This is a genomic window from Microbacterium pullorum (genome assembly GCF_014836535.1).
Taxonomy (GTDB): Bacteria; Actinomycetota; Actinomycetes; order Actinomycetales; family Microbacteriaceae; genus Microbacterium; species Microbacterium pullorum.
The window spans coordinates 102,043-121,540 of the sequence record NZ_JACSQP010000001.1 but is presented as its reverse complement, the minus strand read 5'-3'; the positions used below and the strand labels follow the sequence as shown (position 1 = coordinate 121,540).

Annotated in this window: 19 protein-coding genes and 3 tRNA genes; 6 read left to right on the top strand and 16 right to left on the bottom strand. The window is 70.6% G+C overall.

Annotated features, from left to right (window positions below; all coding sequences use genetic code 11):
• Positions 1 to 83 precede the first annotated feature (83 nt).
• A complete protein-coding gene (locus H9651_RS00610) occupies positions 84 to 1,271 on the top strand; it encodes a MalY/PatB family protein (RefSeq protein WP_318244704.1) in 1,188 nt (395 codons plus the stop codon).
• A gap of 7 nt (positions 1,272 to 1,278) precedes the next feature.
• On the opposite strand, the gene H9651_RS00605 is transcribed toward H9651_RS00610, so the two are convergent.
• Together H9651_RS00605 and H9651_RS00600 are read right to left on the bottom strand one after the other, a co-directional pair.
• Positions 1,279 to 2,145, bottom strand: coding sequence for an NAD(P)H-hydrate dehydratase (locus tag H9651_RS00605; RefSeq protein ID WP_191717167.1), 867 nt, complete (start codon positions 2,143 to 2,145; stop codon positions 1,279 to 1,281).
• Positions 2,142 to 2,894, bottom strand: a complete 753-nt coding sequence (locus H9651_RS00600) for a histidine phosphatase family protein (protein WP_191717166.1) — start codon at positions 2,892 to 2,894, stop codon at positions 2,142 to 2,144. The genes H9651_RS00605 and H9651_RS00600 overlap by 4 nt, the downstream gene beginning before the upstream one ends.
• A gap of 129 nt (positions 2,895 to 3,023) precedes the next feature.
• Here H9651_RS00600 and H9651_RS00595 point away from each other — a divergent pair, with 129 nt between their 5' ends.
• Positions 3,024 to 4,079: a zinc-dependent alcohol dehydrogenase family protein gene (locus H9651_RS00595; protein ID WP_191717165.1), complete on the top strand. Its 1,056-nt coding sequence runs from the start codon at positions 3,024 to 3,026 to the stop codon at positions 4,077 to 4,079.
• A gap of 63 nt (positions 4,080 to 4,142) precedes the next feature.
• On the opposite strand, the gene H9651_RS00590 is transcribed toward H9651_RS00595, so the two are convergent.
• From H9651_RS00590 to H9651_RS00575, 4 genes are all read right to left on the bottom strand, one after another.
• Positions 4,143 to 4,216 (bottom strand) — tRNA-Met (locus H9651_RS00590).
• Positions 4,217 to 4,240: 24 nt separating this feature from the next.
• A tRNA-Thr gene (locus H9651_RS00585) sits at positions 4,241 to 4,312 on the bottom strand.
• A gap of 64 nt (positions 4,313 to 4,376) precedes the next feature.
• Positions 4,377 to 5,717 carry a M23 family metallopeptidase gene (locus H9651_RS14940; protein WP_191717164.1) on the bottom strand — a complete coding sequence of 447 codons (1,341 nt, stop codon included), beginning with the start codon at positions 5,715 to 5,717 and terminating at the stop codon, positions 4,377 to 4,379.
• Positions 5,718 to 5,932: 215 nt separating this feature from the next.
• Positions 5,933 to 6,757, bottom strand: coding sequence for an inositol monophosphatase family protein (locus H9651_RS00575; protein WP_191717163.1), 825 nt, complete (start codon positions 6,755 to 6,757; stop codon positions 5,933 to 5,935).
• A 32-nt stretch (positions 6,758 to 6,789) separates the two neighbouring features.
• On the opposite strand from H9651_RS00575, the gene H9651_RS00570 reads away from it, so the two are divergent.
• A complete protein-coding gene (locus H9651_RS00570) occupies positions 6,790 to 8,370 on the top strand; it encodes a phytoene desaturase family protein (protein WP_191717162.1) in 1,581 nt (526 codons plus the stop codon).
• Positions 8,371 to 8,393: 23 nt separating this feature from the next.
• Here H9651_RS00570 and H9651_RS00565 read toward each other — a convergent pair whose 3' ends face one another.
• The gene (locus tag H9651_RS00565) at positions 8,394 to 9,365 is read right to left on the bottom strand and encodes a hypothetical protein (protein WP_191717161.1); all 972 of its coding nucleotides are present in this window, start codon (positions 9,363 to 9,365) and stop codon (positions 8,394 to 8,396) included.
• Between the two features lie 212 nt (positions 9,366 to 9,577).
• Between H9651_RS00565 and H9651_RS00560 the strand changes: the two genes are divergently transcribed.
• The gene (locus tag H9651_RS00560; RefSeq protein ID WP_191717160.1) at positions 9,578 to 10,570 is read left to right on the top strand and encodes an NAD-dependent epimerase/dehydratase family protein; all 993 of its coding nucleotides are present in this window, start codon (positions 9,578 to 9,580) and stop codon (positions 10,568 to 10,570) included.
• A 63-nt stretch (positions 10,571 to 10,633) separates the two neighbouring features.
• Here H9651_RS00560 and H9651_RS00555 read toward each other — a convergent pair.
• The 3 genes from H9651_RS00555 to H9651_RS00545 form a co-directional block, all read right to left on the bottom strand.
• Positions 10,634 to 10,718, bottom strand: a tRNA-Tyr gene (locus tag H9651_RS00555).
• Positions 10,719 to 10,802: 84 nt separating this feature from the next.
• Entirely contained in the window at positions 10,803 to 11,294 is a 492-nt protein-coding gene (locus H9651_RS00550; RefSeq protein ID WP_191717159.1) for an FBP domain-containing protein, read from the bottom strand.
• Positions 11,295 to 11,385: 91 nt separating this feature from the next.
• Positions 11,386 to 11,724, bottom strand: coding sequence for a hypothetical protein (locus tag H9651_RS00545; RefSeq protein WP_191717158.1), 339 nt, complete (start codon positions 11,722 to 11,724; stop codon positions 11,386 to 11,388).
• 108 nt (positions 11,725 to 11,832) lie between these two features.
• Here H9651_RS00545 and H9651_RS00540 point away from each other — a divergent pair, with 108 nt between their 5' ends.
• On the top strand, positions 11,833 to 12,321 hold the full coding sequence (locus H9651_RS00540; protein WP_191717157.1) for a YajQ family cyclic di-GMP-binding protein: 489 nt from the start codon (positions 11,833 to 11,835) through the stop codon (positions 12,319 to 12,321).
• Between the two features lie 66 nt (positions 12,322 to 12,387).
• Positions 12,388 to 13,161, top strand: coding sequence for an alpha/beta fold hydrolase (locus tag H9651_RS00535; protein ID WP_191717156.1), 774 nt, complete (start codon positions 12,388 to 12,390; stop codon positions 13,159 to 13,161).
• Between the two features lie 47 nt (positions 13,162 to 13,208).
• On the opposite strand, the gene H9651_RS00530 is transcribed toward H9651_RS00535, so the two are convergent.
• From H9651_RS00530 to H9651_RS00505, 6 genes are all read right to left on the bottom strand, one after another.
• Positions 13,209 to 14,684 (bottom strand): protein adenylyltransferase SelO, encoded by a 1,476-nt coding sequence (locus H9651_RS00530; protein WP_191717155.1) that lies wholly within the window; start codon positions 14,682 to 14,684, stop codon positions 13,209 to 13,211.
• Between the two features lie 371 nt (positions 14,685 to 15,055).
• Positions 15,056 to 15,634 (bottom strand): TetR/AcrR family transcriptional regulator, encoded by a 579-nt coding sequence (locus H9651_RS00525; RefSeq protein WP_191717154.1) that lies wholly within the window; start codon positions 15,632 to 15,634, stop codon positions 15,056 to 15,058.
• Between the two features lie 122 nt (positions 15,635 to 15,756).
• Positions 15,757 to 16,443, bottom strand: coding sequence for an ABC transporter ATP-binding protein (locus H9651_RS00520; RefSeq protein ID WP_191717153.1), 687 nt, complete (start codon positions 16,441 to 16,443; stop codon positions 15,757 to 15,759).
• Complete coding sequence (locus tag H9651_RS00515; RefSeq protein ID WP_191717152.1) at positions 16,440 to 17,582, bottom strand: ABC transporter permease; 1,143 nt, start codon at positions 17,580 to 17,582, stop codon at positions 16,440 to 16,442. Before H9651_RS00515 ends, H9651_RS00520 begins: the two co-directional genes overlap by 4 nt.
• Before the next feature lie 161 nt (positions 17,583 to 17,743).
• Positions 17,744 to 18,097, bottom strand: coding sequence for a hypothetical protein (locus H9651_RS00510; RefSeq protein ID WP_191717151.1), 354 nt, complete (start codon positions 18,095 to 18,097; stop codon positions 17,744 to 17,746).
• A gap of 76 nt (positions 18,098 to 18,173) precedes the next feature.
• Positions 18,174 to 19,481 carry a hemolysin family protein gene (locus tag H9651_RS00505; protein WP_191717150.1) on the bottom strand — a complete coding sequence of 436 codons (1,308 nt, stop codon included), beginning with the start codon at positions 19,479 to 19,481 and terminating at the stop codon, positions 18,174 to 18,176.
• Between the last annotated feature and the right edge of the window lie 17 nt (positions 19,482 to 19,498).

Genomic DNA, 19,498 nt, shown 5'->3' with positions numbered 1-19,498 from the left:
AGGGACACCCGCGCCTGCCCGCGCCCACCCGCCGGACACCCCGATCCGGCAGCACGGGCGTTCGCGACGCGAAAGGAACCGCCGTGCCCTCGATCGACTTCGACGCCCTCACCGAAGCACAGCTGCGTGAGAACGGCAGCCTGAAGTGGACCATGTTCCCCGACGCCATCGGCGCCTTCGTCGCCGAGATGGACTTCGGCGTCGCGCCCGCGATCCGCGACGCGATCACCGGGGCGCTCGACCGAGGCGCGACCGGCTACCTGCCGGCGCGGGCGGCGGCGGACCTGTCGGCTGCGACGGCCGCCTGGTACGGCGAACGCTACGGCTGGGCGGTGCCGGCGGAGCGCGTGCACCACGTCCCCGACGTCATCGCCGCGTTCGAGCTCGCCCTCGAGCGGTTCTCGGCTCCGGGATCGGCCGTCATCGTGCCCACCCCCGCGTACATGCCGTTCCTGTCGGTGCCGCCGATGCACGACCGCCGGGTCATCGAGGTGCCGAGCATCGAGGTGGACGGGCGCATGGTGATGGACCTCGACGGCATCGCCCGCGCGTTCGAGGACGGCGGCGGCCTGCTGGTGCTCTGCAACCCGCAAAACCCGCTCGGCACCGTGTTCACGCGGGACGAGCTCGAGGCCGTGGCGGCGGTCGTCGACGCGGCCGGGGGCCGGGTGTTCTCCGATGAGATCCACGCGCCGATCGTGTACCGCCCCGCCCGGCACATCCCGTACGCGTCGATCTCCGACGTCGCCGCCGCACACACGCTCACCGCGGCATCCGCTTCGAAAGCGTGGAACCTCGCCGGGCTCAAGTGCGCGCAGGTCATCCTCTCGAACGACGCGGATGCCACCGCGTGGGAGGAGTTCGGATTCTGGGCCGGCCACGGCACCGCGACCATGGGCGTCCTCGCCAACACCGCCGCCTACACCGGGGGCGCGCCCTGGCTCCAGGAGGTGGTGGACTACCTCGACGGCAACCGGCGTCTGCTCGCCGAGCTGGTGGCAGAGCTCTTGCCGCGGGCGCGCATGGCCGTGCCGGAGGGCACCTACATCGCCCTCATCGACCTGCGCGCCTACGGGCTCGAGGGCGACCTGAGCGAGTGGTTCCGTGAGCACGCGCGGGTCGCCATGACCGACGGTGTCGCGTGCGGCGAGGCGGCCCGCGGTCACACCCGCTTCGTGTTCGCGCTGCCGCGCCCGCTGCTGCGCGAGGCCGTCGAGCGAATGGCGGCCGCGCTCGAGGCCGACGCGGCCACGCGCGAATCCGCCGCGTAGCCCCGCCTCAGCGGGCGTCGAGGAGGGCGAGGGGCAGCTCCGCCACGAGGTCGCGCCCGAGGAAGCCGAACCCCATCCGCTCGGTGAGGCGGTCGCCGGAGCGGGCATGCACCCACGCACCCCACACGGCGGCGCGCGCCAGGCCCGTGCCGCGCGCGACGAATCCGGTGACGGCGCCCGCGAGCACATCGCCGCTTCCCGAGGTCGCAAGCCCCGGGCCACCGCCGTCGATCCGCCAGATCGCGCCCTCGGGGTCGGCGACCAGGTCGTAACAGCTGACGACGGCGCGGTAACGGCGGGCCACGTCGCGCACGGCATCCATGAGGTCGCCCTCGAGGACTTCGCCGAGCCCGCGTCCCTGCAGGAGGGCGAGCTCCTCGCGGTTCGGCGTCAGCACGAGGCCGTCGGGCAGTCGATCGCGATCGATGTCGGGCAGGATGCCGAGGGCGTAGGCGTCGAGCACGAGGCACGCGGGACCGGCGTCCGCGATGGCGAGCAGGGTGTCGCGCGTCTCGTCGGCGTCATCGAAGCCCGGGCCCACGAGCACCGCGTCCGCGGCGGCGATCTTCTGTCGATCCGGCTGCGCGAACGGGTCGCTGGCGTGGTCGGGCAGCGCGTAGATCGCGGCCTCCGGCAGCACCGTTCCCACCTGGGCGTCGATCGAACGGGGGACGAAGACCCCGAGACGACCGGCGCCGACGCGCAGCACCGCCTCACCCGCCAGCATCACTCCACCGGGCGTGCGGCGCGATCCACCCACCACGATCACGTCGCCGCGAGCCTTCTTGTCTGCACCGGGGTCGGGCAACCCCCACCCGGCGAGCACCGCGCCGGTGACCTGCTCGGGCTCGACCGACTGCTCTCGCCGGCTCATCGCCCCGGCTCCGTCTCGGCCTCTGCGTTCTCAGGGTCACCCACCTCGGGGGTGCCGGGGTGCACCGTGACCGAGGCGCCCTCGTCGCGCAGGTGCCGCACGTCGGAGAAGGCGGGCATGTCCCATTCCTCACCGGTGAACTCGAGGTGCGTGACCGAGGCGTTGAGCACCGGGTTGCTCGCGGCGAACTGCAGCAGCTCCTGCTCCTCGAGGCCGCGCAGCAGTGACGCGATCAGGGTGACGACCGCGTCGTGGGCGACGATGAGGGCGGATTCCTCGGGGCGAGCGAACAGGTCGCCCAGGAACGAACGCAACCGCAGGGCGACATCGGCCCAGGACTCTCCGCCGGGCGGCCGGTGGTAGAACTTGCCGAGGTGACGGCGACGCTCCGCCTCTTCAGGGTGCAGCCGCGCGACGCCCCGGGTGGTGAGCAGATCGAGGATGCCGAGCTCGCGGTCGCGCAGCCGCTCGTCCACCACCGTGACGGCGGGGTCGTCGCCCAGCGCGATGGCAAGGGTCTCGCGGGCACGGAGGTAGGGCGACACCCAGTAGGCGCCGATGCCCGCGCGCCGCTCGTCGAGCCACTCGCCGAGGGCCGCGGCCTGTTCGCGACCCGTCGGCGACAGCGGCACGTCGCTGTCGCGGATGTCGAGCGGGATGCGCTCGAGGCCTTCGCGTTCGGCGCGGGTCGCGGCCACGTTTCCCACGCTCTCGCCATGTCGCACGAGCCACAGAGTCTTCATCGGCATCCGCCCACCCTAGAAGCAACCCGGCCCAAGCGGCCCGGGGTTGCGCTGCCGGGCATTCGTTGCAAGCGGGCGCCCTTCCGCGCGACCCGATGATGACTGAACATGGGAGCACGACGACAGGAGACGGCCATGAAGGCACTCGTTTACCACGGACCCGGCAACAAGGCGTGGGAGGAGGTGCCCGACCCCGTCATCGCCAGCGCGACGGATGCCATCGTCAAGATCGACGCCACGACGATCTGCGGCACCGATCTGCACATCCTGAAGGGCGATGTGCCGGCGGTCACCGAGGGGCGCATCCTGGGTCATGAAGGGGTCGGCACGGTCACGCAGATCGGGGCGGCCGTGGAAGGCCTGGCCGTCGGCGATCGCGTCATCATCTCGTGCATCAGCGCCTGCGGGCACTGCGCCTACTGCCGCAAGCAGGTGTATTCGCACTGCCTCGCTCCGGAAGGGCAGTCGGGGATCGGCTGGATACTCGGGCACCTCATCAACGGCACGCAGGCGGAGTACGTGCGCATCCCCTACGCCGAGAACTCGCTCTACAAGGTGCCCGCCACCGTCACCGACGCCGAGGCGATCGTCCTGTCGGACATCCTCCCCACCGGCCACGAGATCGGCGTACTCGCCGGCAAGGTCAAAGCGGGAGACGTCGTCGCGGTCATCGGAGCGGGCCCGGTGGGCTTGGCGACGATCGCGACGGCGGGGCTGTACGGACCCTCGCGCCTCATCGCACTGGACCTCGACGCCAACCGCATCGAGCAGGCGCGCCAGTTCGGCGCGACCGACGGCGTGCTGTCATCCGATGCGGACTGGCGCGATCAGGTGATGGCGATGACCGACGGGCTCGGTGTCGACGTCGCGATCGAAGCCGTCGGCATCCCGGCGACATTCGCTGCGGCACTGGACCTCGTGCGCCCCGGTGGGGTCGTCGCCAACGTCGGGGTGCACGGCAAACCCGTCGAGCTGCCGCTGGATCGCCTCTGGATCGCGAACATCGCGATCACGATGGGGCTCGTGAACACCAACACGACCGACACGCTGCTCAAGCTGGTCGAGCAGCACAAGCTCGACGCCTCGCTGTTCGTGACCCACGATTTCGCGCTGACCGAGATCGAGCAGGCCTACGACGTGTTCGGCCGCGCGGCCGAGACGAAGGCCCTGAAGGTGCTGATCAGGGCGTAGGCCCGGCGTATCGCACGAACGCCGAAACGACAAAACCCCCGGAAAACCGGGGGTCTTGATCTGTAGCAGGAGCGGGGTTCGAACCCGCGACCTCACGATTATGAGTCGTGCGCTCTCACCAACTGAGCTACCCTGCCGCGATGCATCCTATGGATACTGCGAGCCCCGAGTCAGGATTGAACTGACGACCCCTTCCTTACCATGGAAGTGCTCTGCCACTGAGCTATCGGGGCGTGCTGCCCGCAAGCAGGCAACTAGAAGAGGATATCAGAGCGAACGCCTCCTCTGAAACGCGGGTCACCCCGCCGCGTGCTCCTTCATCCACGGAAGCGGGTCGATCTTGGTCGTCCCGTTCTGCCAGATCTCGAAGTGCAGGTGCGCGCCGAACGAATAACCGGTGTCGCCGACGGTGCCGAGCACATCGCCGACCTTCACGGTGTCACCGGTCTGGACGCGCAGCGAGCCGTACTCCATGTGGGCGTAGTGGCTCGAGACCCGCTCGCCGTCGACCTCGTGGTCGATGACCACGTGCACGCCGTAGAGGCCGCCCGACTCGGTCGCGATGCGCACGGTGCCGTCGGCGATCGCGTGGATCTCCGCACCCTGACCGGGCACGAAGTCGATGCCGTGGTGCAGGCTGCCGTCGCGCATCTCGAACCCCCACGTGTAGGGCACCCCGACGGGGAAGGGCCACTGTACGGGCGAGTTCGGGTTGTTGATGAACGAGTTGTCGAAGTTGCGCACACCCGACGCGGCGGCGAGATCCGACATCGTCGCGGTGGAGTAGGTCTCGTCACGGTTGAGGGTGATGTCTCCGGCGGTCGACGATGTGACGAAAGCCTGGATCTCCTCGCCGGACGAGGCCACGGCGGTGAGCGACGTCGTGGCCGCGCCGGTCTTCGCCTCACCTGCGACAACGGCAGCCGCCGGCGTGGTCATACCGACGGCGAGGAGTCCCACGACGCCGATGGCGCCGATCGAGACGGATGCCGCGGCCAGCCGCTTGCGGGTGGAGGCCCACCGCGGCGGCGGGGTCTGCGCCGCGACCCGCGTGCATTCGGTCTGCGACGCGCGCGAGGTCCGGGTGACGCGGTTTTCGGGTTCGGCTGCGGCACCGAAGGCGAACAGGCGGGCCGCGTGCTCGAAATCGTCGCACCGGCTCTGCCGCGAGGGAACCTCGGGCGCTTCGGCGGCGGGTGCGGTCGCGACGAAGACGGCGGCGGTCATCGGGGCGGCGTCCGCCGCCGGCCGCGCCTCGGCCTGCGCCACCGCTTCGCCGACCGGCTGCGAGGCCTCGTCTCGCACCGACCCCCGCGATGAGGTGGACGTCGCCCGCCGCGCGCGGCGCGACAGCGGCAGAGCCGCGACCTCGACCATCGTGGGGGCCTCGACCACCGGGGCCTCAGCCGAGGGAGAACCCTCGGTCACCGAGGTTTCATCGCTGGCGGGAACCGCCGTAGCGGCATCCGTCGTCGCTGTCAAGGGGTGGGCATCGGGGATGAGCGATGCGGGAAGCTCTATCGTGGCCGCCGCAACGACGAGGGCAGCCAGTTCCACCGCTTCGCTCTGCTGCGCGGCCTGCTGGGCCGCTCGGCGGCGCAATTCGGCACGCGTGAGCGCTCCCGGCGCGTCACGCACGGGCGTGGCGACGGGGCGGCGGGACCGGCGCGTGGGCGCAGGAACAGCCGTATCGGCGTCGGTGGTCAAATCGCGGGCTCTCGGGTCGGCCGCTCGGGGGGCGAGGGACGTCTTCGGGTGGTCGTGATGTCACCGTTTCGTTCGGGCCGAAAAAGTAACGATCGGGTAAACACTACCCCTCGCGCGCGGGGATTGTCACGCCCGGATTCGACGTTTCAGCTGCGCCGTGTGTCGCGCGCCGCGGCATCGGCGAAGACCACCTGGGCCAGCCGCTGCACCAGGGTCGCATTGCCGACGATCGTCATGTCGCGGCTCGGCGCGTCACCCGGCATCCCCACCGCCGTACCCCCGGCTTCCTGCACCAGCAGTACGCCGGCGGCATGGTCCCACGGGTTCAGGCCGCGCTCGAAGTATCCGTCGAGGCGACCCGCCGCGACGTAGACGAGGTCCAGTGACGCAGCCCCGATGCGACGGATGTCGCGGGCGAGCGGCATGACCCGCCCGAGAAGGGCCAGCTGCGGTGCGTGGGTGGCCGGGTCGTAGCCGAAGCCGGTGGCGAGCAGCGATCCGGCGGGGTTGACCTCGGCGTTCACGGCGAGCCGGGTGTCCCCCAACCACGCACCTGCGCCGCGCGCCGCGTGGAACATCTCGCCCAGCGCCGGGGCGTACACGGCGCCGGCGAGCGCGGTCCACGAAAGCGGGTCGGGCTCGCCGCTGACCGCCGCGATGCTGACGGCGTACGACGGGATGCCGTAGGCGTAGTTCACGGTGCCGTCGATCGGGTCGACGACCCAGGTGATGCCGCTGGACCCGCGTTCGGCGGCGGACTCCTCACCGAGGAACCCGTCGTCCGGGCGGGCGGCGGCGATGCGCGCGCGGATCAGCGCTTCCACCTCGCGGTCGGCCTCGGTGACGATGTCGGCGAGCGCCGACTTGCTCGCTGCGATCGACACCCCCTCCTCCCGTCGCGTCCGGGCGAGGGCACCGGCCTCGCGGGCGATGTCGACGGCGAGGGATTCGAGTTGCTGGTCCAGACCCATGCGCTCCACGCTACGCGCACTAGGGTGGCGCCATGGTCGAGGCAGCCGGCACCCACGACGTCGTCATCGTCGGCGGCGGCCACAACGCCCTCGTCGCCGCCGCTTACCTCGCCCGAGCCGGTCGCACGGTGGCGGTGCTCGAGCGTCTCGCCCGGTTCGGCGGCGCGGCCGTGTCGCAGCAGCCGTGGCCCGGCGTCGACGCGCGGCTGTCGCGCTACAGCTACCTGGTGAGCCTGCTGCCCGGCCGCATCATCGACGACCTGGGGCTGCGCATCACGCTTCGCCGCCGGCGCTACTCGTCGTACACGCCCGATCCGGCACGGCCCGAGCGCGGCATCCTGATCGATACGGCCGATGCCGCCGCGACCGCGCGGAGCTTCGCCCACACCACCGGCGACGCCACCGAGGCGGAGCGTTTCGCCGCGCTCGGCACCAGACTGGGCGCCTTCGCGCGCGCCGTGTTCCCCACCGTCACCGAACCCCTCCCCCGCGCGGCCGACGTGCGGGCCCGCGTCGGCGACGACGCGCTCTGGCACGCCGTGACCCAGGCGCCCATCGGCGGTCTGCTGCGCGCGAGCCTGCGCACCGACCTCGCCCGCGGCATCGCGCTGACCGACGCCCTGATCGGCACCTTCGCCACGGCCGACGACCCGACCCTGCGGCAGAACCGCTGTCTGCTGTACCACGTCATCGGCGGCGGCACCGGAGACTGGGACGTGCCGGTCGGCGGCATGGGTCAGGTCTCCGGCGAGCTCGAGCGGGCCGCGCGCGCCGCCGGTGCCGAGCTCGTCTCCGGCGCGACCGTCACCTCAGTGACCCCCGACGGGGAGGTGCAGACGGCCGACGGCCGCGTCTTCCACGGCCGTCTCGTCCTCAGCGGCGTGGGCCCCACGGTGCTGCACGACCTCCTCACTGCGGGCGGCGGTGCGGGCGAGGCGCCGCCCGCCCCGGAGGGGGCGCAGGTGAAGATCAACATGCTGCTGCGCCGGCTGCCGCGACTGCGCGACGACACCGTCGATCCTGCGGCCGCGTTTGCGGGCACCTTCCACATCAACGAGACGCTCACCCAGCTGGATGCCGCGCACGCCGCGGCATCCGCAGGTCGCCTTCCCGCTCCCCTGCCGGCGGAGATCTACTGCCACTCACTCACCGACCCGACGATCCTCGGGAGCGATCTGAGGGCATCCGGCGCGCAGACGCTCACCCTGTTCGGGCTGCAGGTGCCGCACCGGCTGCTCGCGGACGCCGATGCCGACCGCGTGCGGGCCGAGCTGCTGCGCGCCGCGCAGGCCACCCTCGACAGCGTGCTGGCCGAGCCGATCGCCGACGTTCTCTCCGAGACTCCCGATGGAGCGCCGTGCATCGAAGCGCGGACGACGGGCGACCTCGAGGCGTCGCTCGGCATGACCGGGGGCGACATCTTCCACGGCGACCTGTCCTGGCCGTGGGTCGGCGATGACGACGCCCTCGACTCCCCGGCGGCGCGCTGGGGAGTCGCGACCGGGCACGAGCGGGTGCTGTGGTGCGGGTCGGCGGCGCGCCGCGGCGGCGCCGTCAGCGGCATCGGCGGTCACAACGCGGCGCACGCCGCGCGGGAACTGCTCGAGCGTTGAGGCGCCGACCAGGCCGGTCGCCGCTACGGGCGCGGCGGCAGCGGCGGGCGCGGCGGCACGGACGGGAAGTCATCCTGCGTGGCCGGCGACTCGGGATGCGGCTCGGGCTGCGGCTCGACCTCGGGCGTCTGCTCGGTCGCACGCGCCGACGGCTGGGTCTGTTCGACGGCGGCGTAGGCGGGCTGAGCGTAGGTGGGGTAGCCGGTGTAGTACGCGTTCCAGTCGGGTGAACCGTCGGGCATGACCGGAAGCGGCGTGTAGCCGTCGGCGTAGGTCGGCCACTGCGGGGCGGGCTGGGTCTGCAGCTGCGGCGTCGCGTACGACCCACCGTACGGCGCGGCCTGAGAGCCTGCGTGGGGGGCGCCGGCGGGGCGGGGTCGCTTGGGCGCGAGCAGCGCGTTGACCAGTGGCACCAATGCCGTGCCGACGGCGGCGAGGATCGCAAGCGACACCACGATGCGCCAGTAGACGGCGAGGAAGTCGTAGAACTCGGACACGATGAGCGGGATCACGAGCATGATCGCGAGGATCACGACGAGCGCGATGGTGACGTAGGTCACGATCGTGGTGAACGTGGTCGAGTACCGCGCGTGCAGCTTGGTGAACAGGCGCACGTGCAGCAGGGCGAGCTGCAGCACCAGCACGATCAGCAGGAAACGGAAGAACCGGTCGGCACCGATGCCGAAGTAGCGGTCGGGCTCCGGCATCCAGATCATGAATGCGCCGATCAGCAGCGTCACGACCCACACCGCCATGCTCGCCAGCGCAAACCAGGCGGGGCGGCGCGGTGCCAGCTGCGTCTCGAGGATCGAGATGCCGGCGAAGGACGCGAGCAGCAGGATCGTGAGGAACGCCCGCCCGACGATGCCGCTCTCGGGGCCGAACAGCACCCAGACGACACAGACCAGGGCTGCGGCGATCAGCGCCCCGATTGCGACCCAGATCGCTATGCGCAGCAGTTTGGCGGAGGCAGGGCTCGTGATCGGCTCAGTCATCGTTGATCCTCTCCCGCGGCGCGGCCGCCGCAGAGCCCCCATACTCCCACGCCCGACATCACCGGACCACTTGATGCCGCCGAGGTCCAGCCGGTTATTCACGTTGATTGGCTCTGGTGCGGTGGCGACCTATCGCGATACGGTGTGGTCAGACCACAGGCCAGCCCCGTAGATGACACCTGCGAACTGACCCATCACGAAAGGGAAACAGCATGTCGACAGTTGCCATCATCGGCGGAACCGGCCTTCTCGGGCGGGCGACGGCTGAGGAACTCCTCGCCCACGGATACGACGTGCTCTCGATCTCGCTCCCGCCCGAGACCGCGCACCCGCTCGAGGACGTGCGGTACGTCTACTGCGACGTCGCCGAGGCATCCGACGAGGAACTTCTCGCCCTGCTCGGCGGCGTCGGCGCCGTCGCCTACGCGGCCGGTGCCGACGAGCGGATCGCCCCGCAGGCCCCCGCGGCAGGCTTCTTCTACCGCGCCAACGTGCTGCCCACCCAGCGCATGGCGCGCCTGGCCCGGCAGGCGGGCGTGCGTTCGTTCGTCGTGTACGGGTCGTACTTCGCCGAATTCGCCGAGCGGTGGCCCGAGATCGGCCTGCGCGAAAAGGCAGGATACGTGCGCACCCGGCTCCTGCAGGAGCAGGTCGCCTTCCTCGAAGGCGACGGCGCGATGACGGTCACGTCGCTGCGACTCCCCTGGATCTTCGGCACCATGCCCGACACCATTCCGCTGTGGAACATGTTCGTGGCGATGGATGCCGCCGTCCCCGAGGACGCCCCCATCGCCGTCCCCGCCGGCGGCACGGTGATGATCACGACCGGGCAGGTCGCCCAGGCCGCACGCGGCGCGATCGAACGCGGCGAGCACGGCGAGACCTATGCGCTGGGCGGCATCAACATGACGTACGCCGACTTCCACCGCATGATCGCCGAGGAGGCGGGCCTGGATCCGGCACGGGTCATGCCCCTGCCGGCCGAGGTCTTCGTGCCACGGATGAAGGCGTACGACGAGGCCGAGGCCGCCCGCGGCATCGAGCACGGCATGCACCAGGCCGACGCGGCGCTCGTGCAGGAGCGTCTCGCCTACATCGACCCCGAACCGGTGCAGGCCGCGCTCGGCTACGGCCCCGACGACGTGGAGGCCGCCATCCGCGAGAGCCTGCGCGTCTGTGTCGCATCCCGCACGCCGGCGGCCTGACCGCGGGGCGCGGTACAACGACGAAAGCCCGGCCGATGGCCGGGCTTTCGTCAGTGTTCGGGATGGTGGCGAGTGAGGGATTCGAACCCCCGAATGCTGAGCAGTCTGATTTACAGTCAGATCCCTTTGGCCGCTTGGGTAACTCGCCAGGTGCGCACCCGCCCAGCTTATCCAGTCGACCGGAGGCGCGATTGACAATCCTACTCTGTCGCGCCGGGTGTCTGAAATCGACTCAGATCGATCCCCGCAGAACCCGTGTGACGAAGGCCTCGGTGCGCTGCCTCGTGCCGTCGATACGGCGATCCACGCTCGCCCGGATCTCGCTCGGGGCGAGGGGCGGGGCCAATCGCACGTTGTCGTGACACGACAGGTCGGCGCAGATGTAGGTGCCGACGCTGTCGCCGTGCGCACCGGCATCCCCCGCCTTGCGCGCCGTGAACAGCGCGACCTGGTCGGCGGGTTGCATCGTGTGGCAGAGGTTGCACATCGCCGCCCTCGCCCGGCCCGATCCGTCGGCTGCGCGCAGCACGACTCCGGTGAGCCGATCGTCGACTTCGGCGATCACGTATCCGCGGCTGCGCATGCGCGGGTCGCGCCACGCGTAGAAGTCGAGGTGATCCCAGTCGGTGAACAGGAAGTCGGCGGGCACGGCCACCTGCCGGATCTCGTCGGGACCGGCGTTGACGAACGCGCTGCGCAGTTCGTCCTCGGTGAGCGGACGCATGCGGGCAGTCTACGAAGGTGGCGCCGCCGTGGCATCCACCTTGCGCACGTCGGATGCCGTCGCGCGCCGGGGCGTTGCGCCGCTGAGGCGGCTACGCGCGGGTGGGGCGGTACTGCTCGGCGTAGGGCTCCAAGTCGCTATCGGTGCGCAGCGTCCAGGGTGTGGCGCGGGCGGCGAACGCGAACAGCCGGCCGATCAGGGCGTGCAACTGGCTGGCCTCCTTCGACTCGTGCCAGACCACCACCAGGAGCGGCGCTTCCCCCGGTTCGGGTGCGGGGTCCGCGAGCACGTCGGCGTACCAGTCGGGGCCGTCGATCTGCCACCCGGCGCCGGTGAAGGTGCGGGTGCCGCCGAGGGCCTGGTGCACCACCACCGCCACCTGCGCGGCGTCGGGGGCACCGGTGACAGCCATGTAGGCGTTGATGGTCATGCGCTCACCTCCGGGTCCACTCGCCGTTGGACAGATCGTACGAGCTTGCATCGCGCAGCAGCACTTCCCCCAGCCCGAACCGGCCGGCGACATCGGTACGATGGCGGCATGGCTGATTCCTCGTTCGACATCGTCTCGAAGATCGACCGCCAGGAGGCGGACAACGCCCTCAACCAGGCGCGCAAAGAGGTCGAGCAGCGCTACGACTTCAAGGGCACCGACGCCTCGATCGAGTGGAGCGGCGAATCGATCCTCATCAAGGCCAACAGCGAGGACCGCGCGAAGGCGGTGCTCGACGTCTTCCAGTCGAAGCTCATCAAGCGCGGCATCTCGCTGAAGAGCCTCGAAACGGGCGACCCCGTCCCCAGCGGCCGCGAGTACCGCATCGTCTCGACGCTGAAGGAAGGCATCTCGCAGGAGAACGCCAAGAAGATCGGCAAGCTGATCCGCGATGAGGGCCCCAAGTCGGTGAAGTCGCAGATCCAGGGTGACGAACTGCGGGTGCAGTCCAAGAGCCGCGACGACCTGCAGGAAGTGCAGCGACTGCTGAAGGCCGCCGACCTCGACGTCGACCTGCAGTTCATCAACTACCGGTAGAGCACTGCGGCGTCCCCGGTCGTGGGGCGTCTTGTGGGTGTCGGTGGTCCGTGGTTACTTGTTGCCGTGAAGACAGCGACGTCTGCAGACGGCACCCCGATCGCGTTCGATGAGGTGGGCGACGGACCGCCCATCGTCATCGTCGGTGGCGCGTTCTCGGTGGCATCCGACGGCGCCCCGATCGCCGAGGCCCTCGCGAAACAGGGGTTCCGTGCCGTGACGGTGGACCGGCGCGGGCGCGGGGCCAGCGGCGACCGTCGTGGTTCGACGCCCGAGGACGAGGCCGACGACCTCGCCGCGGTGATCGATGCCGTCGGCCGCGACGCGATCGTGCTCGGGCACTCGTCGGGCGCTGTACTCGGCCTCTTCGCCGCCGCACGCGGCGTGCCGATGCGCGCCCTGTTCCTGTCGGAGCCGCCGTTCCGCTTCGGCGTCGATGAGCCGGCGGCTGACCTGCCGGAGCGACTGCAACGGCTCGTCGACGAGGGTCGGCGAGACGACGCGGTGGTCACGTTCCAGCTCGAAGGCGTGGAGCTGCCGCCGCAGATGGTGGAGCAGATCCGCCAGAGCGACATGTTCGCCTCGCTCGTCGCGGTCGCGCAGTCCACCGTCTACGACGCCACGCTCACCCGGCAGGTGTCGACGCCCACGGCGGAGATGCTGGCGGTGTCGCAGCCGATCACGATCCTGCGCGGCGAGCGGACCTTCCCGATGCTGGTCGCCTCTGCCGATCGGCTCGCGCAGGCGATGCCGCACGCCGAACTCGTCATCGTTCCCGAGTCGGTCATGCATCGGCCCGATCCGGATGCCACGGCGCGCGTCGTGCGGGAACGGGTCTGACGGGGGGTCCGCGTCGCGGGGCGCGGGGTCGCGCCAGGGGCGGCGGCTCAGGTGCCGCAGAAGGTGCGGTAGGGGCCGAAGGCCTCGGGCGCGGGCTCGGCGTAGCGATCGAAGCCGGCGCGCTCGACGTACGGTGACGTCACGGCGTCGACCAGCCGATCGAAGGGCGCCAGGTCGCCGTCGGTTGCGGCATCCAAAGCCTCTTCGACGAGGTGGTTGCGTGGGATATAGAGCGGGTTCACGGCATCCATCGCCTCGGCGTCGGGGCCGAGATCCAGCCAGCGCTGCGCCCACAGGTCGAACGGTTCGGGGTCGGCGAACATCGCGCGAGCCGGTGCCGCGTCGCCGCGGGCGGCGTCGCTCAGCCGTCGGAAGAAGCCGGTGTAGTCGACGCGGCTGACCTGCAGCAGGCCGATCAGATCGGTGAGCAGCGGGGTCGTCACGGCGTCGTCCGTGCTGGTCGGGATGCCGAGCTTGCGCAGCATCCCGCCGAACCAGGCCGCGTTGTACGCGCCGCGGAAACGACCGAGCGCCGCCTGGGCGAGCTCGATCGCGCGGTCCTCGTCGGCATCGAGCGTGGGAAGCAGGGTCTCAGCGAAGCGCGCGAGGTTCCATTCGGCGATCAGCGGCTGACGACCGAAGGCATAGCGCCCCTGCGAGTCGATCGAGCTGTACACGGATGCCGGATCGAAGGCATCCATGAAGGCGCACGGGCCGTAATCGATCGTCTCCCCCGAGATCGTCATGTTGTCGGTGTTCATGACGCCGTGGACGAAGCCGACGAGCATCCACCGCGCGATGAGCGAGGCCTGCGCGTCGATGACAGCGTCAAGGAGAGCGAGCGACGGGTTGTCCGCTGCGGTCCGGTCGGGGTGGTGCCGGTCGAGGGCGTGCGCGACGAGGCGGCGGACGAGGTCGTCGTCGCCCGTGGCGGCGGCGTACTGGAACGTGCCCACGCGCAGGTGGCTGCTCGCGATGCGGGTGAGCACCGCACCGGGGAGCACGCTGTCGCGGTAGACGTCCTGGCCGGTGGCGGTGACGGCGAGCGCGCGCGTCGTCGGGATGCCGAGAGCGTGCATCGCCTCGCTGACGACGTACTCGCGCAGCATGGGCCCGACCGCCGCCAGGCCGTCGCCGCCGCGGGCGAAGGGCGTGGGGCCGGAACCCTTGAGGTGGATGTCGCGCGGCCGTCCGCTCGCGTCGAGGATCTCGCCGAGCAGCAGTGCGCGCCCGTCGCCGAGTCGAGGCGAGTACGCGCCGAACTGGTGACCGGCGTAGACCTGGGCGACCGGCTCCGCCGTGTCGGGGAGACCGGCGCCGACCAGCAGACCGGGGCCGGCGGGGTCGTCGCCACCGGCCCGGCGGGCCGTGGCATCCCACCCGAGCTCAGCGGCCAGCGGCTCGTTGAGCACGAGCAGGCGCGCGTCGGGGAACTCCTGCGCCTGCCACGGCACCGCCATCTCGGGGAACTCCCGGGCGAAGTGCGTCCCCAGCTCGAGGGCGGCCGGACGCGTGAGGCTCATGCCCCCAGGCTACGTCCGCCGTCGCGCGACCGGGCCGGGGCGGACGGATCGCGGCTACCGAGCCCGGGGCGCACAATGTCGCTGATCCGGCGGCCCGAGGTCCTCTCGGGGCCGAAATCCGGTGTTCCCGCAGCGGATTGGCGACGTTGTGCGGGCAGCCCCGTGGCGGTGGTCGGCGGCCCAGTGCTCGGTGGGCCGTTGGCCAGCGCGCACAACGTCGCTGATCCGGCGGTGGGGAGGGCGGATCCGGCCCGAAACAGGCGGTGCGCGCGCGGATTGGCGACGTTGTGCGGGCAGCCGGCTCGGCACGGCGGTCAAGCGGCCGAGCGACCAAGCGGCCGAGCGCCACAGCGACCGGGCGCCGCGGCGGGTCAGGCGGGGAGGATGCCGCGGGTCAGGACCGCGTAAACGTCATCGGCGGCGACCTGCGGGTCGATCCCGTGAGTCACGAGCCGCACCCCGGCGCCGAGAACCCCTTGCACGAGCGAGACGGTCGTGCGGGACGTCGGCACGCCCAGATCCGCCAGCACACGGGTCACCGGGCGCATGAGCGCGTGGTGCAGGGTCATGAGGTCCTCGAACCGGGTGGGGCTGAGGTTGGCCTCGCGCAACGACCCGGCGATCGCGTGACGGCCATCGGCGGTCATCCGCATCGTCGCGTCGACGAAGGCGCGCAGCTCGGGCAGGCCGTGCTCCACCCCGTCGAGCGTGTGCTCCATGTCGGCATCCCACCGTTCGAACGCGTCGATCGCGATCGCGACGAGCAGGTCGTCCTTCGACGGGAAGTAGTCGTAGAAGCTCGATCGGGCCATCCCGGCGCGCTCGGAGACGCTCCCGGGGGTCACTCCGGTCAGGCCCGCCTCCTGCAGCAGCTGCTCGCCCGCACGCACGAGAGCGGCGCGCTGCGAGGCGCGATGCTCGGCGACCGTGGGTGCGGTGATCTTGGGCATCCGGTAATTATGGTCCTCTTCGGCGGCGGCCGCACGGAGCGGCACGGTTCGGGGTGTCATGCAAGGGACGCACGTCGCCCGCGACAGCCGGAGCAGCCGCGGGCGACGCAGGGCGCGAGAGGTCAGACCGCGACGGGAATACCCAGGCGCCCATCGACCATCTCGAGCACACGGTCGCAGTGCTCGAGAACGTCGCGGTCGTGGGTGACCATCACCACGGCGACGCCGGCGTCGTGCGCCCGATCGGCCAGCAGCTGCACCACCTCGTGGCTGCGCTGGCGGTCGAGCGCGGCCGTCGGCTCGTCGACCAGCAGCAGGCTCGGGTGGTTCACCAGGGCGCGGGCGATGCCCACGCGCTGACGCTCGCCGCCGGAGAGCTCACCGGGCCGGTGACCGGCGCGGTGCCCCATGCCCACCGACTCCAGCACAGGGGCCGGGTCGACGTGGCGGTTTCCGGCCAGACGCCCCGCGAGGCGCAGCTGGTCAGCGGCCGTGAGCGCGGGCAGCAGGTTGCCCGACTGGAAGACGAACCCGATGTTGCGCAGCCGGAACCGCGCGCGGGTGCGCTTGGACAGCGTCGCCAGGTCGGTGCCGTGCACGCGCACGGTGCCACTGTCAGGGTGTGCCAGGGCGCCGGCGATCGCGAGCAGCGACGACTTGCCCGACCCCGAGGGGCCGACGATCGCGACCAGCTCTCCGGGCATGACGGTCACCGAGACGTCGTCGAGTGCTCGCACGCGCGAGTCTCCGTCGCCGAGTTCGAGCACGGTGTTGCTGATGTCGAGGGCGGGGGTGTTGTCGGTGCTCATCGCTGGCCTCCCAAGGCTCGGAGCGGGTCGATTCGGACGATGCGCAGCACCGCGACGGCGGCGCCGATGAGTCCGAGCAGGATCGTCAGGCCGGATGCCAGGGCGATCGGCGCCGCTTCGAGGTCGAAGGGCATGGCAGCCGGCATGAGCGCACCCATCCCGACGCCGGCGGCGACACCCAGCACGGTGAAGCCGATGAGGAGGAGGGCCGCCTGCATCAGGCTGTCGCGCAGCAGGTAGCGACTGGACGCACCGACGGCCCGCAGCACGGCGAGGTCGTGGCTGCGCTGGATCGTCCACACCGTGAAGAAGGCGCCCACGACGAGCGCGGAGATGGCGTAGAGGAAGAACTGGATCATGCTGAGGGTCAGGGTCTCGGCCTCGTACCCCGGCGAGGCGTTGAACGAGTCGGTCAGCGTCAGCGTGGTCGTGTCGGCACTCGCATCGACGGCCGCGTAGTCGGGCTTCGCCCCGTCGCCGGCCTGCAGCGCGACGACGCTCGCGAACGGGAAGTCCAGTGCGGCGATCTGCTCGTCGGTCGGCGCACCGGGCTGCGCGGCGCCGGCGGCCATGAGCTTCCAGGTGTCCAGCGGCAGGTAGGCGACGTGGACATGCCCGAAGGTCGCCTGACCTTCGGTGAACCCGACGACGGTGAGCTCCAGGTCGAGACGGTCGAGCGTCACGACGGTGCCGATCTCGACGCCCTCATCTCTCAGCGGTTCCGAGATGACGATGCCACCGGGGGCGCTGATGCCCTCACCGGACGACACCGGCGGCGCCATGAACCCGTCGGGCTCGACACCGAAGAGCGTCAGGTCGATCTGGGTACCGTCGTCGGTCACGCCGTTGACGATGTTGACGCCCATCGGCTCCGCTTCGGCGACACCCTCGGCTCCCTGCCATACAGCCAACTGTTCGTCGTCGACGACCGAGCGGCTGAAGGCGTTGTCCGTCTTCGTGCCGCCATCGAAGGCGAACGCGGAGGCGGGCATGGATTTGAGGCCGGAGACACCGTCGTTGACCAGTCCGGAGGACAGGCCTGACAGCAGCACGACCAGCAGCGAGATGAGGGCGATGACCACGCCCATCAGAGCGAAGCGGCCGCGGGCGAACTTCAGTTCGCGCAAGGCAAGGAACATGGCGGGCTTTCTGATCGGGTAGTTGCCGACACTGTGTCGACATCATGCCGACAGTATGTCACTAAAAGCTGAGAGGCCCGTTCAGCTGAGACGACGATGCCCGCCACCGGAGACCGGAGGCGGGCATCGTCGTGACGAACCGGAGGGGATCCGGCAGGCGGTTACTTCCAGACCGTCGCGAGCAGGATGTTCACGACCGTGAGCAGACCGACCGAGGGCAGCACCCACGAAGCGACCTGCTCCTTCTTGCGGTTGACGAACACGATGATGATGATCGCGATCAGCACGGCCAGCTTGACGCTGATCTTGATGTTGTTGGGCTCGTTGCCGATCGGGTACTGCAGGCCGACGAGGAGCAGACCGGTCGCGAGCATGGTCCAGGCGCCGTGCATCATCGCGGGCAGAACGCGGGGGGCACCGCGGCGCGACGAGCCCATCTGGTAGAGCACACCTCCCAGCAGAGCCGCGACTCCGATGATGTGCAAGGCGAGGATGACGTTCTTGAGGATCTCCATGGATCCAATCTTACCGACACTCTGTCGGTACAAATTACCAGGCCACTTGACCGCTCCGGGGCCACTCGCCCACCAGTCAGTCGGTGTCGGTCGCCACCGTCTCCCCGGCATCCCGCGGGGTGACGAGCACCCGCGAGATGCGGCGACGATCGATCTCGGCGACCTGGATCGTCGCCCCGTCGACCTCGACCTTGTCGCCGATCACGGCGAGGCGACCCAACTGCTCGACGACGAATCCCGCGACGGTGTCGCTCGCGCCGCGGGGCAGGCTGATGCCGGTGGTCTCCTCGAAGTCCTGCAGGTTCAGCCGCCCGTCGACGAGCCCGCCGTGGGCGGCGAGGGTGGCGGGGGCGACTTCGGTGTCGTACTCGTCGAAGATCTCGCCCACGACCTCCTCGACCAGGTCCTCCAGCGTGACGATGCCGTCGGTGCCGCCGTATTCGTCGACGACGACGGCGATCTGGTCGCCCTCGGCACGCATGCCCGTGAGCGTCGGCAGCACACGCGCCGTCGCCGGGAGGAACCGGATCGGTCGCACGATGGGGCCCAGTGTCGTCGTCGGATCGTCGGCCGCAGCCTCCAGCAGATCGCGCACGTGCACGAATCCGGTGATGTCGTCGATCGACTGGTCGAGCACCGGATACCGCGAGAAGGGCAGCTCGCGCACGCGCGCCGCGGCCTGCGCGACCGTGTCGTCGCGGTCGAGCGTGACGACTTCGGGTCGCGGCCGCATGACTTCGCTCAGATGACGGTGACGGATCGACAGCACGTCGTCGAGGATGCGCCGCTCATCCTCAGGGAGCCCCTCGTGGCTCGACACGATGTCGCGCAGCTCCTCGTCGCTGAGCCCTTCGGCGGTCTTGTCCGGGTCGCCGCCGAGCAGCCGCACCACGAAGTCGGTCGACACCGACAGCAGCCAGATCACGGGCCGCATGAGCCGCGCGAAGCCGTTCACGAGCGGCGCGATGCCGTAGGCGAACTGCGCGTTGCGCTGGATCGCGAGCCGCTTGGGGACGAGCTCGCCGAGCACGAGGGACAGGTAGGCGATCACGAGTGTCAGCAGGATGGTCGACACGAGCGTCGCGGTCGACTCCGACCAGCCCCACGACACGAACAGCGGCGCCACCGACGGCGCGATCGACGAGGCGCCGAAGGCCGCCGAAGCGAACCCGGCGACGGTCACCCCGATCTGCACCGCCGAGAGGAACGTGTTCGGGTTGTGGGCGAGGTCGGCGACCTTCTGACCGCGCGCTCCGCGCAGCGCGATCGCGTTCACCTGACTCTCGCGCAGTGTCACGAGCGCCATCTCGGTGGCGGCGAACACGCCCCCGATCAGCACGAACGCAAGGACGAGCGCGATGTTGAGCAGCAGATCACCGCTCATCGTGCGGCGCTCCCCTG

Coding starts and splice junctions, on each gene's coding strand:
- H9651_RS00600 (WP_191717166.1), bottom strand. CDS start 2,894: ATGCCGATGAAGACTCTGTGGCTCGTGCGACATGGCGAGAGCGTGGGA.
- H9651_RS00525 (WP_191717154.1), bottom strand. CDS start 15,634: ATGCCCAAGATCACCGCACCCACGGTCGCCGAGCATCGCGCCTCGCAG.
- H9651_RS00605 (WP_191717167.1), bottom strand. CDS start 2,145: ATGAGCCGGCGAGAGCAGTCGGTCGAGCCCGAGCAGGTCACCGGCGCG.
- H9651_RS00530 (WP_191717155.1), bottom strand. CDS start 14,684: ATGAGCCTCACGCGTCCGGCCGCCCTCGAGCTGGGGACGCACTTCGCC.
- H9651_RS00565 (WP_191717161.1), bottom strand. CDS start 9,365: ATGACTGAGCCGATCACGAGCCCTGCCTCCGCCAAACTGCTGCGCATA.
- H9651_RS00510 (WP_191717151.1), bottom strand. CDS start 18,097: ATGGAGATCCTCAAGAACGTCATCCTCGCCTTGCACATCATCGGAGTC.
- H9651_RS00575 (WP_191717163.1), bottom strand. CDS start 6,757: ATGGGTCTGGACCAGCAACTCGAATCCCTCGCCGTCGACATCGCCCGC.
- H9651_RS00560 (WP_191717160.1), top strand. CDS start 9,578: ATGTCGACAGTTGCCATCATCGGCGGAACCGGCCTTCTCGGGCGGGCG.
- H9651_RS00515 (WP_191717152.1), bottom strand. CDS start 17,582: ATGTTCCTTGCCTTGCGCGAACTGAAGTTCGCCCGCGGCCGCTTCGCT.
- H9651_RS00595 (WP_191717165.1), top strand. CDS start 3,024: ATGAAGGCACTCGTTTACCACGGACCCGGCAACAAGGCGTGGGAGGAG.
- H9651_RS00540 (WP_191717157.1), top strand. CDS start 11,833: ATGGCTGATTCCTCGTTCGACATCGTCTCGAAGATCGACCGCCAGGAG.
- H9651_RS00505 (WP_191717150.1), bottom strand. CDS start 19,481: ATGAGCGGTGATCTGCTGCTCAACATCGCGCTCGTCCTTGCGTTCGTG.
- H9651_RS00550 (WP_191717159.1), bottom strand. CDS start 11,294: ATGCGTCCGCTCACCGAGGACGAACTGCGCAGCGCGTTCGTCAACGCC.
- H9651_RS00545 (WP_191717158.1), bottom strand. CDS start 11,724: ATGACCATCAACGCCTACATGGCTGTCACCGGTGCCCCCGACGCCGCG.
- H9651_RS00570 (WP_191717162.1), top strand. CDS start 6,790: ATGGTCGAGGCAGCCGGCACCCACGACGTCGTCATCGTCGGCGGCGGC.
- H9651_RS00520 (WP_191717153.1), bottom strand. CDS start 16,443: ATGAGCACCGACAACACCCCCGCCCTCGACATCAGCAACACCGTGCTC.